General features: G+C 67.7%; 12 protein-coding genes. 9 read left to right on the plus strand and 3 right to left on the minus strand.

Annotated features, from left to right (window positions below):
• Positions 1 to 96 precede the first annotated feature (96 nt).
• The gene (locus AC4EEO_RS05340) at positions 97 to 1,548 is read left to right on the plus strand and encodes a glycoside hydrolase family 3 N-terminal domain-containing protein (protein ID WP_491340397.1); all 1,452 of its coding nucleotides are present in this window, start codon (positions 97 to 99) and stop codon (positions 1,546 to 1,548) included.
• A 40-nt stretch (positions 1,549 to 1,588) separates the two neighbouring features.
• Positions 1,589 to 2,419, plus strand: coding sequence for a shikimate 5-dehydrogenase (locus AC4EEO_RS05345; RefSeq protein ID WP_269208823.1), 831 nt, complete (start codon positions 1,589 to 1,591; stop codon positions 2,417 to 2,419).
• A 26-nt stretch (positions 2,420 to 2,445) separates the two neighbouring features.
• Here AC4EEO_RS05345 and AC4EEO_RS05350 read toward each other — a convergent pair whose 3' ends face one another.
• Positions 2,446 to 3,702, minus strand: a complete 1,257-nt coding sequence (locus tag AC4EEO_RS05350) for a THUMP-like domain-containing protein (RefSeq protein ID WP_018760379.1) — start codon at positions 3,700 to 3,702, stop codon at positions 2,446 to 2,448.
• A gap of 53 nt (positions 3,703 to 3,755) precedes the next feature.
• Here AC4EEO_RS05350 and AC4EEO_RS05355 point away from each other — a divergent pair, with 53 nt between their 5' ends.
• The 3 genes from AC4EEO_RS05355 (at position 3,756) to groL (ending at position 6,365) form a co-directional block, all read left to right on the plus strand.
• The gene (locus AC4EEO_RS05355) at positions 3,756 to 4,136 is read left to right on the plus strand and encodes a hypothetical protein (RefSeq protein ID WP_026264283.1); all 381 of its coding nucleotides are present in this window, start codon (positions 3,756 to 3,758) and stop codon (positions 4,134 to 4,136) included.
• Positions 4,137 to 4,381: 245 nt separating this feature from the next.
• Positions 4,382 to 4,675 carry a co-chaperone GroES gene (gene groES / locus AC4EEO_RS05360; protein ID WP_003805290.1) on the plus strand — a complete coding sequence of 98 codons (294 nt, stop codon included), beginning with the start codon at positions 4,382 to 4,384 and terminating at the stop codon, positions 4,673 to 4,675.
• Positions 4,676 to 4,754: 79 nt separating this feature from the next.
• A complete protein-coding gene (gene groL / locus AC4EEO_RS05365) occupies positions 4,755 to 6,365 on the plus strand; it encodes a chaperonin GroEL (RefSeq protein ID WP_018760377.1) in 1,611 nt (536 codons plus the stop codon).
• 74 nt (positions 6,366 to 6,439) lie between these two features.
• Here groL and AC4EEO_RS05370 read toward each other — a convergent pair whose 3' ends face one another.
• Positions 6,440 to 7,042, minus strand: coding sequence for a dihydrofolate reductase family protein (locus tag AC4EEO_RS05370; protein WP_109044405.1), 603 nt, complete (start codon positions 7,040 to 7,042; stop codon positions 6,440 to 6,442).
• 68 nt (positions 7,043 to 7,110) lie between these two features.
• Between AC4EEO_RS05370 and AC4EEO_RS05375 the strand changes: the two genes are divergently transcribed.
• Positions 7,111 to 8,634, plus strand: a complete 1,524-nt coding sequence (locus AC4EEO_RS05375; protein WP_491330242.1) for an ATP-dependent DNA ligase — start codon at positions 7,111 to 7,113, stop codon at positions 8,632 to 8,634.
• Between the two features lie 38 nt (positions 8,635 to 8,672).
• On the opposite strand, the gene AC4EEO_RS05380 is transcribed toward AC4EEO_RS05375, so the two are convergent.
• The gene (locus AC4EEO_RS05380) at positions 8,673 to 9,596 is read right to left on the minus strand and encodes a DUF389 domain-containing protein (RefSeq protein ID WP_285319073.1); all 924 of its coding nucleotides are present in this window, start codon (positions 9,594 to 9,596) and stop codon (positions 8,673 to 8,675) included.
• A 170-nt stretch (positions 9,597 to 9,766) separates the two neighbouring features.
• Here AC4EEO_RS05380 and AC4EEO_RS05385 point away from each other — a divergent pair, with 170 nt between their 5' ends.
• From AC4EEO_RS05385 to AC4EEO_RS05395, 3 genes are all read left to right on the plus strand, one after another.
• Positions 9,767 to 11,839, plus strand: coding sequence for an acyltransferase family protein (locus AC4EEO_RS05385; RefSeq protein WP_491340063.1), 2,073 nt, complete (start codon positions 9,767 to 9,769; stop codon positions 11,837 to 11,839).
• 202 nt (positions 11,840 to 12,041) lie between these two features.
• Entirely contained in the window at positions 12,042 to 13,553 is a 1,512-nt protein-coding gene (gene guaB / locus AC4EEO_RS05390; protein ID WP_018760372.1) for an IMP dehydrogenase, read from the plus strand.
• Positions 13,554 to 13,660: 107 nt separating this feature from the next.
• A complete protein-coding gene (locus AC4EEO_RS05395) occupies positions 13,661 to 15,331 on the plus strand; it encodes an HNH endonuclease signature motif containing protein (RefSeq protein ID WP_491340064.1) in 1,671 nt (556 codons plus the stop codon).
• Positions 15,332 to 15,345: the final 14 nt, after the last annotated feature.

Raw genomic sequence — 15,345 nt, forward strand, 5'->3', positions numbered from 1 at the left:
CCTTTGGCTTCCCCGTCACCTGATCCGGGTTCCCGGCCCCTGGGGTGGGGCCCCGAGCAGCGGGACCAGGACGCCGCTGCGGCGGCTGTGGCGGCCATGACGCCGGAGGAAAAAGCCGGCCAGGTCCTGCTCCCGTTCTTCAAGGGCAACCAGGTGGAAGCCCACGCGGCGCTCATCCAGCGCCTCCACCTGGCCGGGTCCATCATCATGGGCGACAACGTCCCGCGCGACCCGCAGGGGAAGGTGGACGTGGCCGCGATGGGGGCCGTGAACCAGCGGCTGCGTCAGGCCGCTACCGCGGACGGCCGGCCATGGCCCGGGATCATCGGCGTGGACCAGGAAGGCGGCGCAGTGGCCCGCCTGGGCGCCCCGCTCACCGAATGGCCGGTGCCCATGAGCTACGGCGCCGCGGGCAGCGAAGACCTGACCCGCCAGGCCGGCAAGGCGTTGGCCGCCGAGCTGCTGCCGTTGGGGTTCGACCTCGATTTCGCGCCCGACACGGACGTGACCATCGGCCCCAAGGACCCCACCATCGGTGCCCGCTCGATGTCCGCCGATCCGGCAGTGGCGGCAGCGCAGGGCGTGGCGTTCTCCCGGGGCATGCTGGACGCAGGCATCCTCCCCACCGTCAAGCACTTCCCTGGGCACGGCTCGGTGACGACCGATTCCCACCTCAACCTCCCCGTCCAGCCGGCCTCCATCGACGAGCTCCGGGGCAGGGACTGGAAACCGTTCCAGGCCGCCGTGGCCGCCGGCTTGCCGGTCGTCATGACCGGGCACATCGCCGTGCCCGCGCTGGAACCCGGCGTGCCGGCGTCGCTCTCCGCGCCCAGCTACGCGGCACTGCGGAACCTGGGATTCCAGGGCGTAGCGGTGACGGACGCCCTCAATATGGGAGCCGTGGAAAAGCAGTATCCTGCCGGCGCGGCCGCCGTGAAGGCCCTGGCCGCCGGCGCCGACCTGCTGCTGATGCCCGAGGACGTGGAACAGGCGCATGCCGCCATCCTGCAAGCCCTCGCAGCTGGCAGCCTCCCGGCCGCACGGCTTGATGACGCCGCGAGGCGGGTTGCCACCATGATGATGTGGCATGCGCGCACAGCCGCCCCTGCGGGGACCTCCGGTGCGGGTGCTCCGGCCGGCAGCGGCGCAGCCCTGTCAGCCAAGGTCTCGGCATCCGCCGTGACAGTCCTCTCCGGCCCCTGCCACGGACCGCTGGTGCCGGGCTCGGTACGCGTCCAAGGCGGTGGCCCGGGGGACCGCGAACGCTTCGAAGCCGCTGCCGCCCGCGCCGGCCTGGCCGTCGGCTCCGGCCCCGTGGTCAACCTCATCGGCTTCGGCGGCACACCGGGAGCGGGCGACATCGCGGTAGCCCTGGACGCGCCCTGGCCGCTGCAGGACTCCAACGCACCGATCAAACTGGCGCTCTACGGCCGCAACGACACCGCCTTCGACGCCCTCGCCGCCGTCCTGGCAGGGAAGGCAACGGCGCCCGGAAAGCTGCCTGCCGCCGTCGGGCCCTATCCTGCCGGAACCGGCTGCACTCCGTGACTTGCGAGCGGGAGCGGCGGTGAGCGCGTTTAATGGTCGGGTGCCCATTCTGAATAAAGACATGACCCTCTGCATCTCGCTCTCCGCCCGCCCCAGCAACAACGGGACCCGGTTCCACAACCACCTTTACGGGCAACTGGACCTGAACTGGATCTACAAGGCGTTCGCGCCCACCAACCTTGAACAGGCCATCGCCGGCGTGCGGGGCCTGGGCATCCGGGGCTGTGCCATCTCCATGCCCTACAAGGAAGACGTCATAGCCCTGGTGGACGAGATGGACCCCTCCGCCAAGGCCATCGACTCCGTGAACACGATCGTGAACACCGATGGCCACCTCAAGGCGTACAACACCGACTACACGGCCATTGAGCAGCTCCTGGCCTCCAACGAGGTCCCCACCAGCTACTCCGTGGTGGTGCAGGGATCCGGCGGCATGGCCAAGGCCACGGTGGCGGCCTTGCGGGACGCCGGCTTCACCAACGTCACGGTCGTGTCCCGGAACGAAGCCTCCGGCCGGGCGCTCGCGGACCAGTACGGCTTCCAGTGGCGGGCAGCGCTCGACGGCAGGACGGCTGACCTCATCATCAACGTCACGCCCATCGGAATGGCAGGGAGTATGGCCGGCGGGGCGGACGCAGAGACCGTGTCGTTCCCGGCGGAGGCAATCGAAGCGGCCCGCCTGGTCTTCGACGTGGTGGCCTTGCCCGCCGAGACGCCGCTGATCCGGGCCGCCCGTGCAGCCGGCAAGCCGGTCATCACCGGCGCCGAAGTGGCCACCATCCAGGCCCTCGAACAGTTTGTCCTGTACACCGGGGTACGGCCCACGGCTGAGCAGGTGCGGGCCGCTGAGGAGTTCATGCGCGCCCAGTAGCGGACGGGCGGCCCGCCCGGCCGGCCCTAGGGCATGCCGGTCGGGACGGGTTCCACCACGACGGCCACCCGGTCCTCGCCAATCCGGGTCAGGACCAAGGTGGCGGCCTTGCCGGCGGCCTTCTTGCCGGAACCCTTGCCGGCCGCCTTTCCGCCCGGCAGCAGTTGCTTCCGCAGTTCTTCGGGGGTGACGGCAGTGCCCCGCTTCTTGATGTCCAGCACGGTGATGCCCTCCTGCTTCACCCAGGCTTTGAGCGCCTTGACGTTGTAGGGCATCACTTCCCGCACTTTGTAGGCGCGGGCGAACGGCGTGGCCACCAGTTCCGGCGCACAGATGTAGGCGATGTGCTCATCCACCAGGTGGCCGCCGAGTTCCAGCGCGACATCCGCCACCAGCCCGGCCCGGATCACGGCGCCGTCGGGTTCGTACAGGTAGCCCTCCACCGGTCCCACCGGTGCGGTGGGGCCTGCACCGAAATCGTTGCCGCTGGTCAGTTCGGCCGCACCTTCCGGGCCAAGGACAAGGGCGGCGCGGCGCACCCCGGGCCTGCTGACGGCGTTGAACCACAAGGTCACTTCGGTGACGTCTCCGGCTACCGACACCCACTGGGCTTCGCAGCCGGCGGGCACGGATTCGTGCGGCATGCCGGGCCCCATCTTGACGCCCACCGCCTTCCCTGACGCCGCGAGCGATTCAACGAAGGACAACGGCGGTGAGAACGCTTCCGGGTCCCAGATCCGCTTGGTGCCGGACGTGGAGGTGACCCGGCGTGCTGGATCCAGCCACACGCCGTCGACCCCCTCCAGCGGCACCGCTGCCGCGTCCGCGTGCACCACGGTGGCGTTGGGGAAGGGGATCAGGTTCACCGTGGCGCAGGCCGCCGTGGTCTCGTCCATTTCGACGGCGGTCACTGTGAGGTCAAGGGATGCCAGGGCCAGGGAATCGGCGCCCAGGCCACAGCCCAGGTCCGCCACGTGGCTGATCCCGGCGGCGGCGAACCGCTGTGCGTGGCGCGCCGCGACGTTCAGGCGGGTGGCCTGCTCCAGGCCTGCCTGGGTGAAGAGCATCTGGCGGGCGAACTCACCGAACTTCGCCTCGGCCTTGGTGCGCAGCCGCGACTGGGTCAGGACGGCGGAGACCAGCCCGGCAGGATGGCCGGCCTTCCGGAGCGCGGAGTTGAGTTCGAAGGAATCCTCGTCCCGGTATGGGCCCAGGGAGGCCAACAGCTCCCAGCCTTCGGGGGTCAGCAGCGGTGCGATCTGGTCCTGGGGAGCGTGAGCCATGGGTTCCAGCCTAGTGGAGGAGCGCATGCGGGGTTGCCGATAGTGTGGACACCATGGATGAAACCGCAGCCCCCGGGGACACCGGCGAACACGACCCCAAGGAACGGGGTCCTGCCCGGTTTGCCCGCCCGGTCCTGATCGCCGCGGCCGTGGTGGCACTGGTGTGCATCGCGCTTCTGGTGATCATCTTTGTCCTGGACACATTCAACGCCACTGTCTACTCGGTGGGCGGCAACGACATCTCGGACAACACGCAGGAAGCCCGCGACATCCGCGGACTGTACGACGGCGCGCGGGCAGGGAGCATCTTCTTCCTGGTGGCCGCACTGCTCGCCGCGGCCGCTGCGGGCTGGGTGCTGTTCCGTAGCCGGAAGCAGGGTGGCAGTGATGCCGACGGCGGCGAAGACGTGGACTTCGACGATCTGGGCCGCTGAAGCTGCCTGGGCCCCCGCTGCTTCCGAAACCGCGCCCAACGGAATACGCCGATGACGAAAAACTGGCACTCGCCTTGACCGAGTGCTAACCCTTACATAGAGTTTCAATTAGCACTCTCCCCCGGAGGGTGCTAACACATGAAGAGCTGCCAGCCAGGCTGCTGCCGGCACCGCGACGACGGTTTGCCAGCCACGGCGGAAAGCTTTCCAGTCCACGAATTTGCTGACGAAAAGGAGAGGTCCGAGTGTCGGTCTCTATTAAGCCTCTTGAGGATCGTATTGTTGTCCGCCCGCTCGAAGCCGAGCAGACCACGGCTTCCGGCCTGGTCATCCCGGACTCCGCACAGGAGAAGCCGCAGGAAGGCGAAGTTGTTGCAGTGGGCCCCGGCCGCTTCGAAGACGGCAACCGCGTTCCTGTCGACGTAGCCGTTGGCGACGTCGTCATCTACTCCAAGTACGGCGGAACCGAAGTCAAGACCGGCGGCACCGAGTACCTCGTGCTGTCCGCCCGCGACGTCCTGGCGATCGTCGTCAAGTAACTCTTTCGGATCCCCGTGCCGCCGGCCACGCTTATGCTGGCCGGCAGTGCGGGGTTTCTGTCTTTGAAAGGACAAAACCATGGCAAAGCAGCTTGCGTTTGACGACGCTGCACGCCGGGCCCTCGAGGCCGGCATCGATAAGCTCGCCAACACCGTCAAGGTGACGCTCGGCCCCCGCGGCCGCAACGTCGTCCTGGACAAGAAGTGGGGCGCCCCCACCATTACGAACGACGGCGTCACCATCGCCCGCGAAGTCGAACTGGACGACCCCTACGAGAACCTTGGCGCCCAGCTGGCCAAGGAAGTCGCCACCAAGACCAACGACGTTGCCGGTGACGGCACCACCACCGCCACCGTCCTGGCACAGGCCCTGGTCAAGGAAGGCCTGCGCAACGTTGCCGCCGGTGCTGCCCCCGGCCAGATCAAGCGCGGCATCGAGGTTTCGGTTGAAGCCGTCGCCGCCCGCCTGCTGGAGAACGCACGCCCCGTCGAGGGCACCCAGGTTGCCAACGTTGCCGCCATCTCGGCGCAGAGCGACGAAATCGGCGAACTCCTCGCCGAGGCCTTCGGCAAGGTGGGCAAGGATGGCGTCATCACCATCGAAGAGTCCTCCACCACCCAGACCGAACTGGTCCTCACCGAGGGCATGCAGTTCGACAAGGGCTACCTGTCCCCGTACTTCGTCACCGACGCAGAACGCCAGGAAGCCGTCCTCGAGGACGCCCTGATCCTGATCAACCAGGGCAAGATCTCCTCCATCCAGGAATTCCTGCCGCTGCTGGAAAAGGCGCTGCAGAGCTCCAAGCCGCTGTTCATCATCGCCGAGGACGTCGACGGCGAGGCCCTGTCCACGCTGATCGTCAACCGCATCCGCGGCACCCTGAACGTCGTGGCCGTCAAGGCACCGGGCTTCGGTGACCGCCGCAAGGCCATGCTCCAGGACATCGCCACCCTCACCGGCGCACAGGTTGTGTCCCCGGAACTGGGCCTGAGCCTGGACACCGTGGGCCTGGAGGTGCTCGGCACCGCCCGCCGCATCACCGTCACCAAGGACAACACCACCATCGTCGACGGCGCAGGCTCGGCCGAAGACGTTGCGGCCCGCGTCGCGCAGCTGCGCGCCGAGCTGACCCGCACCGACTCCGATTGGGACCGTGAAAAGCTCCAGGAGCGCCTGGCCAAGCTGGCCGGCGGCATCGGCGTCATCAAGGTGGGTGCTGCCACCGAGGTTGAGCTGAAGGAAAAGAAGCACCGTATCGAGGACGCCGTTTCCTCCACCCGCGCTGCCCTCGAAGAAGGCATCGTGGCTGGTGGCGGCTCAGCCCTGATCCACGCCCTGAAGGCACTGGATGAGGACCCGTCCGTCAAGGCACTCGAAGGCGACGCTGCTGCTGCCGTGGGCATCGTCCGCCGCGCCCTGGTCCAGCCGCTGCGCTGGATCGCCCAGAATGCCGGCTTCGACGGCTACGTCATCACCTCCAAGGTGGCCGACCTCGAAACCAACAACGGTTTCAACGCCAAGTCCGGCGAGTACGAGGACCTGATCGCTGCCGGTGTCATCGACCCCGTCAAGGTCACCCGTGCTGCCCTCCGCAACGCGGCCTCCATCGCCGCCCTGGTTCTCACCACCGAGACCCTGGTCGTGGAGAAGCCGGCCGAAGAGGACGAGCACGCAGGCCACAGCCACTGATCCTGCCCGTCTTCACCTGCAGAAAACCGGTCCAGCATCTGCTGGGCCGGTTTTTTGTGCACCAGGGGCTCGTATCAGGTTGCGGCCATCTCGGACGTTTCAACCCCGCCCGCGCGTTCGTAAACCAGCGAGACAGCCCCTTTCGGGAAGCTGCGTACCGGCTCGGCGAGGCGGTACGACGCCGGGACAGTGCCGGCGTCGAACAGGCGTTTGCCCTGGCCCAGCGTGACCGGATAGAGCCAGAGGTGCAGCCGGTCCAGGACATCCGCAGCCAGCAGCGAGCGGATCAGGACGCCGCTGCCGAACATGTGCACCTCCCCAAACTCGTCACCGAGGCGTCCTGCAGCCCGTTCATCCGGCAGGACTGTGGTGCCTGCCCAGCCTGGCCCGGACAGCGTGCGCGAGACCACGAACTTCGGTACCCGGTTGAGTGCATCAGCAATGTCCCCTGCCTGGTGCGGCCAGTAGGCCGAAAAGATGTCGTAGGTCCGCCGGCCGAGAAGCAGGGCATCCATGCGGCCAATCTCTGCGGCAATGGCGGCGCCGCCCTCGTCGTCGGACACCGGTGCCTGCCAGCCGCCGAAGGCGAACTCTCCGTAGGTGTCTTCCTCCCGGCCGCCGGGAGCCTGGTAGACGCCGTCGAGGGTGATGAACAGGTTTGCCACGATGAATCCCATGCGTCCAGTGTGGGAGGGGCCTTGGGCGCTGTCCAGAGCAGGGAGCCGGCGCGTGGCAGGATGGTGCCATGCTGCTCCTCGAGCTCGTCAAAACCTCGGACGCCGTGGCGTCCACCCGCTCCCGCCTGGCGAAGGTGGATGCACTGGCGGACCTGCTGCGCCGGCTTGAACCGGCGGAGATTCCGACGGCGGTGGGCTTGCTGGCGGCGAAGCCCCGGCAGGGCCGTGTTGGTGTCGGATGGCGCAGCGTCGCGGCTTCGAAGGCCGAACCGGCCCTGGAAGCAAGCCTCACTGTGGCCGACCTCGACGCGGCCCTGGACACGCTGCTCGCCACCGCGGGGGCAGGTTCGGCGGCCGGTCGCGCCGCGACGCTCGGGAACCTGATGCGGGCTGCGACGGCGGGGGAGCAGGGTTTCATCTCCGGCGTCCTGCTGGGTGAGCTGCGCACCGGCGCCCTCGACGGCGTCCTGACCGATGCCGTGGCCCGCGCTGCGGACAGGCCCGTTGCCGCCGTACGGCGTGCCGCGATGCTCTCCGGGGATCTCGGCGGGACCGCCCTGCTCGCCATGACCGGGACCGCAGCCGAGCTGGAGGCGGTGGGCCTCGTCGTCGGCCGCCCCGTGCAGCCCATGCTTGCCGCCACGGCGGCCAGTCCAGGCGAAGCCCTGGAAACCACGGGAGAAGCCTCGGTGGAATACAAGCTCGACGGCGCCCGGATCCAGGTCCACCGGTCCGGCGCCGAGGTCAGCATCTACACCCGCAACCTCGCCGATGTCACGCACCGCCTCCCGGAGGTGGTTGACCTGGTCCGCGGGCTGCCGGTGCAGGATGTGATCCTCGACGGCGAGACCCTGGCCCTCGATGAAGACGGCGGCCCGCGGCCGTTCCAGGAAACCATGGCCCGGTTCGGCGCGGATGCCGTGCGGGAAACGGTACTGCACCCCTGGTTCTTCGATGTTCTGCACATCGACGGGCGGGATCTGCTGGACGAACCGTTGTCGGTGCGCATCGACGCGTTGGAACGGATTGCCCCGGACCATCGGATCCCGGGCGAAATTACGGCGGACCCGGAGGTTGCTGAACGGGTGTCCCGCGAGGCGCTGGCTGCGGGTCACGAGGGTGTGGTGGTGAAGGCCATCGGGTCCGCCTACGCCGCCGGACGGCGGGGATCCAACTGGGTGAAAGTCAAGCCGGTGCTCACCTACGACCTGGTGGTGCTTGCCTGTGAATGGGGCTCGGGCCGCCGGACCGGGCTGCTCTCGAACCTGCACCTCGGCGCACTGGACCCGGACGGGGACTTCGGCGAACCAGGCGGCTATGTCATGGTGGGCAAGACCTTCAAGGGGCTCACCGATGAGCTGCTCCGCTGGCAGACGGAGACATTCCAGGAGCTCGAGGTGCGCCGCACCGCCGGCACCGTGTGGGTTGAGCCGGTCACCGTCGTCGAAATCGCCATCGACGGCGTCCAGCAGTCACCGCGCTACCCGGGCGGGATCGCCCTGAGGTTCGCCAGGGTGAAGCGCTACCGGGACGACAAATCGCCGGCCGAAGCCGACACCATCCGGACCCTTCGGGCCTTGCTGCGTCCCTAGCGGACTGTGCCTTGTCGGCTGTGCGGGTGCTGGGGCGGTCAGTGGCGCAGGCCGCTCCGTTGGCCCCGCACGCTGTGCGCCGCTGCCGCGGGCCGCCGCCTGGCCACCAACCGGTAGAAGAGAAGGACCGCGACCGCGGCCACGACAATGCCGACGAGGTTCAGCAACAGCTGCAGGGCCGAGCCGGCCGCCTTCGGGTATTCACCCAGCACCAAGGCAACTGCAACGTACCCTGCGGCCGGGACCGTGGTCACCGAGATGAATACGCCGATGAGTGCCGCCGAGCGCCTGCCGATAATCGACAGCATGCCCGCGATACCCGCCAGCACGGCAACGATCAGTGAATAAGGGCCCGGATGGTAGATGAATTCGACGGCCGAACCCGTATCCAGGGCATTGCGCGGGAAGAGTCCCAGCGGGATGGACAGCCATGCAGTCAATGCCGCCAGCAGCATGGCCACGGGGAACCCGACCCCCAATGCAATGGCGGCGCGGCGGCCAAGCTTCCACTGCCGGGTGGCCAGCGAAACGGCGAGGGCGGCCAGCGGCCCGAACTCCGGTCCCACCGCCATGGCACCCACAATTGCGATCGGCGAATCGGTCACGATGCCGATTCCGGCGAGCTGGGTTGCCAGCACCAGGAAGGCCAGGAAGTTCCAAGTCAGCCTGGAGTCCTCACCGGTTTGGCGCGTTACGTCGTCCCAGATCACCGCGTCCGCGCCGTCCCCGGGGGCGGCATGCTCCGCCCGGTCGGCACTGCTGGAGAGCACGAACTCCGGCGTCGTCATGGCCACGGATCCCACGTCGCGGATCTTCAGGACCTGGAGCTTCTCCAGGAGTTCCTCCACGGATTCCCTGGCGACCTGGACCTCGATGACGTCGCCCGCCGGCACCACGGACGCGCCGGGAACCAACGCCACCCCCGCCGTTCCCACCTGGTCCCGGCAAGTCTGCACCGTCACCTCGGACAATTCTTTGGGCACGCAAATCCGCAATTGGACAATCACGCCGGCTCCCTTCCACACCTCGGCCCAGCTTAGTTCGCGCCCGACCCCGGATTGGCCCTTCCAAACCCCGGTGCGTAGGCTTAATGTTTTGGCTGGCCGGCGGCGTGAGGGGTTTTGGAGTGTCGATGACAGGAACCCGGACAGCGCCGCAACCAGCGGGACAAGCCCCCGGACGCGACCGTAAACCGACCTTCCGGCCAGAGGTACAGGGACTGCGTGCACTGGCGGTCCTCATGGTCGTGGCCTATCACGTCTGGTTGGGACGCGTGTCCGGCGGGGTGGACGTATTCCTGCTGATCTCGGCCTTCCTGCTCACGCTCTCCTTTGTCCGCAAGGCAGAGTCCGGCCAGCCCTTCCGGCTGATGGCCCATTGGCTGCACCTCTTCAAGCGACTCCTGCCGGCCGCCGTCGTGGTGATCCTCGGGGTGCTGGCCGGCACATGGCTGATCCTGCCCCAAAGCCGCTGGCCGCAGATCCTGGACCAAGCCTGGGCCTCGCTGTTGTACAGCCAAAACTGGGTACTGGCTGACGCCGCGGTGGACTACTACGCCCAGGACCACGCAGGAGCCAGCCCGCTGCAGCACTTCTGGTCCTTGTCCATCCAGGGGCAAGTCTTCATCCTGTGGCCGCTGATCTTCGCCGCAACCGCCGCGCTCCTGCCCGCCGCCCGCCGGATCCCCCTGTTGCGCCGCATGGCCTACCGGGGCCTGCTGGCCGTGGTTTTTGGCGTGGTGTTCGCCGCGTCCCTGGCCTACTCGATTGACCAGACGGCCACCAACCAGGCCTACGCATACTTCGATACCGGCGCCAGGCTCTGGGAGTTCGCCCTCGGGTCGCTGCTGGCGCTGGCGTTGCCGTACCTGCGGCCCGGCCGCGCGCTGAGGGTGGTCCTGGGCTGGGCAGGGCTCGCCGGCATGGTCTCGTGCGGATTGCTCCTCACGGTCGACAGGTCCTTTCCCGGCTTTGTGGCCCTCTGGCCCACACTGGCCGCCGCCGCCATCATCGTCGCCGGGCAGTCCGGCAGCCGCTTCGGCGTGGACAGGCTCCTGAGCAGCCGCCCGGCGGTCGCCTTGGGCGACAACTCCTACGCCCTTTACCTCTGGCACTGGCCCCTGCTGGTGCTGGCCCTGGCGGCCACGGGGGTGGAGGCGCCCAACCTCAAGCAGGGCCTCGGGATCGTTGCAGCCGCCGTCGTACTTGCCTTCCTGACCACCCGCTTCGTTGAAAAACCGTTGCGCGACTGGCACTGGCCCAAGCTCCGGGCGTGGCGCACCGCCGTCGTCATAGTTGCCTGCGGTGCGCTGCTGGCCGGTCCCGTCGCCGTCTGGCAGACATCGCTCACCGCGGAGGAAAGCGCGACGGCGGCACAGCCCCGGGAGCTGACGCCGGGTGCGGTGGCGCTCACCCCGGAGAACGAAAACGTGCCGGCTCCCCGGGCAAGGACCATTCCCGGCCCGACTGCACTGGACAACGACTGGGCCGGAATCGACTCGCCCTGCACGGGTTCAAACGCCACGGACGACCCCATCCTGGAGGGGTGCCGCCAGGAGCTGCCGGAAGAACCGGCCACCAAACGCATCGTGGTGCTGGGGGATTCGCACGCCCAGCAGTACCTTGCCGCCCTGGCTCCGGTGGCCGCTGCACGCGGTTGGGAACTGGTGACATTACTCATGCCCGCGTGCCGGTTCGGCGCGGAATCGGAAACCCGCAACGCGGAATGCAACGCCTACAACAGGGCCAGTTCCGCCTACGTCCTGGAACATCGTCCGGATGCTGTCTTCACAGTGGCGTCGCTGACGCATGAGGACGCGCCCTTCGAAACGGAGGTGCCCGGCTACCTTGCAGGAGTCGCTCCGTTCGCCGAGGCGGGCATCGAGATCGTGGGCATCCGGGACAACCCCAGGTTCACGTTCAACATGCCCGAGTGTGCGCAACGCAACGGCGCCGACGCGCCGGAGTGCAACCCGTCGCTGGCCGAGTCCCTCGTGGAGCCCTCGCCGCTGGAGAACTACCGCGGCAAGGTACCGGGCCTTCACCTGATGGATATGAGCGACTTCATCTGCGCCCGCGGCGTCTGCCCTGCCGTCGTCGGGAACGTCTACGTCTACAAGGACGACAACCACCTGACCCGGACCTATGTGGAGACCATGATCCCCATGTTCGAGCAACGCCTGCTGGCCGCAACCGGATGGAGCTGAGTGCGGTTGCTCACATTGCGGGCCTGGAATAGGGGGATCGGGCCGGAGGTTCTAATATTTAGTCAACACTTTCTGCCCCCGGAACGCCGTATCCCACGGTGGTCCCGCAAGAACGTCTGCACAGGCCAGTTCCGTAATAACGGGCTGGTCATCGGCTGCAACCCCTACCCGTGACCCAGCAACCAAGGTAAGAGGCGCACTCATGACCGAGCCCGAACACAATCCTTTTGGCTTCATTGGCCTGACCTACGACGACGTCCTGCTCCTGCCGGGCCACACCGACGTCATCCCCTCCGAGGCCGATACCTCATCGCGGATCTCCAAGCGGATCAGCGTGCAGACCCCCCTGCTCTCGGCAGCCATGGACACCGTCACCGAGTCCCGCATGGCCATCGCCATGGCCCGCCAGGGTGGCTTGGGCGTGGTGCACCGCAACCTCTCCATCGCCGACCAGGCGGACCAGGTGGACCGGGTCAAGCGGAGTGAATCGGGCATGATCACCAACCCGCTGACCATCCGCCCCGAGGCCACGCTCCGGGAACTGGATGACCTCTGCGCCCACTACCGCGTGTCAGGCCTTCCCGTGGTGGACGAGGACAACCGCCTGCTGGGCATCGTCACCAACCGCGACACCCGCTTCGTACCGGAGTCCGACTTCCCGCTGCGGCTGGTCAGCGACGTCATGACCAAGATGCCCCTGGTCACCGGCCACGTGGGCATCAGCCGCGACGAAGCCTCCCACAAGCTGGCCACCAATAAGATCGAAAAGCTCCCGCTCGTGGACGAGCAGGGCCGGCTCAAGGGCCTGATCACCACCAAGGACTTCACCAAGGCCGAACAGTACCCGCTGGCCACCAAGGACGACGAAGGCCGCCTCCGCGTAGGTGCAGCCATCGGCTTCTTTGGTGACGGCTGGGAGCGCGCCATGACCTTGGTGGACGCCGGGGTGGACGCCCTGTTCGTGGACACCGCCAACGGCCACTCCCAGGGTGTGCTGGATATGATCCGCAGGCTGAAGTCCGATCCTGTTGCCGCGCACGTGGACATCATCGGCGGCCAGGCCGCCACCCGCGAGGGCGCCCAGGCACTGATCGACGCCGGCGCCGACGGCATCAAGGTGGGCGTTGGGCCCGGCTCGATCTGCACCACCCGCGTGGTGGCCGGTGTGGGTGTTCCGCAGATCACCGCCATCTACGAGTCCGCCAAGGCGGCCATCCCGGCCGGCGTTCCACTGATCGCCGACGGCGGCCTGCAGTACTCCGGCGACATCGGCAAGGCCCTGGTGGCCGGTGCCGACACCGTCATGCTCGGTTCCCTGCTCGCCGGCTGCGACGAGTCCCCGGGTGAGCTGATCTTCGTCAACGGCAAGCAGTTCAAGTCCTACCGTGGCATGGGGTCGTTGGGTGCCATGCAGTCGCGCGGCAAGAACACGTCCTACTCCAAGGACCGCTACTTCCAGGCGGACGTTTCCGGCGACGACAAGCTGATCCCGGAAGGCATCGAAGGCCGCGTGGCGTACCGCGGCCCGCTGTCCTCGGTGGCTTATCAGCTGGTGGGCGGCCTGCGCCAGACCATGTTCTACACCGGCGCGCCGACCATCCCCGAGCTGAAGGCCCGTGGCAAGTTCGTCCGGATCACCTCCGCCGGGCTGAAGGAATCGCACCCGCACGATATCCAGATGACGGTGGAAGCACCGAACTACGGTTCGCGGTAAGGCACAGGAGTCAACAAAGGAGGCAGGGTTTCGGCCCTGCCTCCTTTTGTTTTCCGCGGCAGGCCTTGACGTCTTTGAATGTCGGACCCTGGTTGGATGATGTTTCCATGGGAATCGGTTCTGATTTGGCGGTGGTGATGGGGGGTGTTTCTGCCTCTGTTGCTGCGCTCGATCTACTCACCCGCGAAGATGATTTCCTGGCTGCCGGTATCGGCACTGGCGCTGATGTGGATGTGTTGCAGCGGCGGTATGAGTTATGTCTGGGGCGGCTGGAGGTGGTGGCCCGGTTGGAGGCGCAGCTGGCGGCGGTGAAGGCGCGGGACGTGGCGGATGCCATTGGGTTCCAGCGTGCTTTGCTTCCGCCGGACGCCCCGGTGGAGGAGCGCACGTTCGCGGAGATGTCCGCGGTGGAGGAGATCGCCGGGATCCTCACCATCAGTTCGGGGGTTTCCGGGGCGCTGGTGGAGCAGTCCCGGCGGGTCTGTTCACTGCCACCGGTGTTCGAAGCCTTGGCTGCGGGTGGGGTGTCGTGGCAGCACGCCCGGATCGTGGCCGACGAAACCGAAGGACTGACCCCTGCAGGGGCGGCCGGCCTGGTGGCGCACTTCTTCGACCCTGACGCGCCCAACCCGGCCCGGGGCGCCGCACCCGGTGACCTTGTCCCGTCCCGGTTCCGGGCGAAGGTCCGGGCCTGGCGGGAACGCCACCACCCCGAAACCCTGGAAAAACGCCATGCCAAGGGGGTGGCGGACCGGCGGATGGATTACGCCCCGGACCGCGACGGGATGGCCTGGCTCTCGTTCTACCTGCCCGGGGACACCGCGTGCGCGATCTGGAACCGCAGCACCGCCACCGCCCGCGGCCTCCAAAACCCCGACGAGCCCCGCACCCTCACCCAGCTCCGCGCAGACGCCGCCGCGTCACTGCTCCTCGGCGCCGGGCTGCAGCCCACCACCAAGCACACCGCCGCGGCCGCCGACACCGAACCCGCCGCCGCGGCTGCGGGTTCCGGTAATGACGCAAGTCCGGGATGTGCTTCCACTGACATCGCCAAGATCCCCACGCCGCGGGCGGATGTCCTGGTCACGGTCCCGGTGTTCTCCCTGCTGGGCCTCACCGATGAGCCGGCCGTGCTGGACGGGTTCGGGCCGGTCCCGGCATCCATGGCGCGGAAGCTCGTCGCCGGCGGCGCGGAATCGTTCTACCGGGTCCTGGTCGACCCCCGCGACGGGGCACCCCTGGAAATAGGCCGCACCCGCTACCGGCTCCCGGAGACCATCAAACAATGGATCCGGCTACGGGACACCACATGCACCTTCCCCGGCTGCACCAACCACACCCCCGACAACGACACCGACCACCTCAACCCCTGGCACCACGGCGGCACCACCGGAACCCACAACCTGGCCCAACTCTGCCCCCGACACCACCGCCTCAAACACCACAGCACCTGGACCCCCGACCCAGCCACCAAAAACAAACCACCCGGCTGGACCTCACCCACCGGCCGACACTACAAACCCGAACAACACGACCCCCAACCAACCCACTGGCCACCAGGAACCCCGCCGGCCAGAACAAATGCAATACCCATCCAATTCCACGGCGAACAGGCAGGCATTGAAGACCTCCCGCCATGGGAACCGGACGACGCCAACCTCATAGACCTCAACGACCTCCCGGAAGAGGACCCCGTCCGGGCCGGATACTTCGCAAAACCGTTCGTGCTGTCGGTCCAGGTCGTGTCTGACGTCGTTCAGCAGATCGTCCGGTGTTGACCGTTTCAACCGGT

Source organism: Pseudarthrobacter sp. MOO13, from assembly GCF_058267655.1.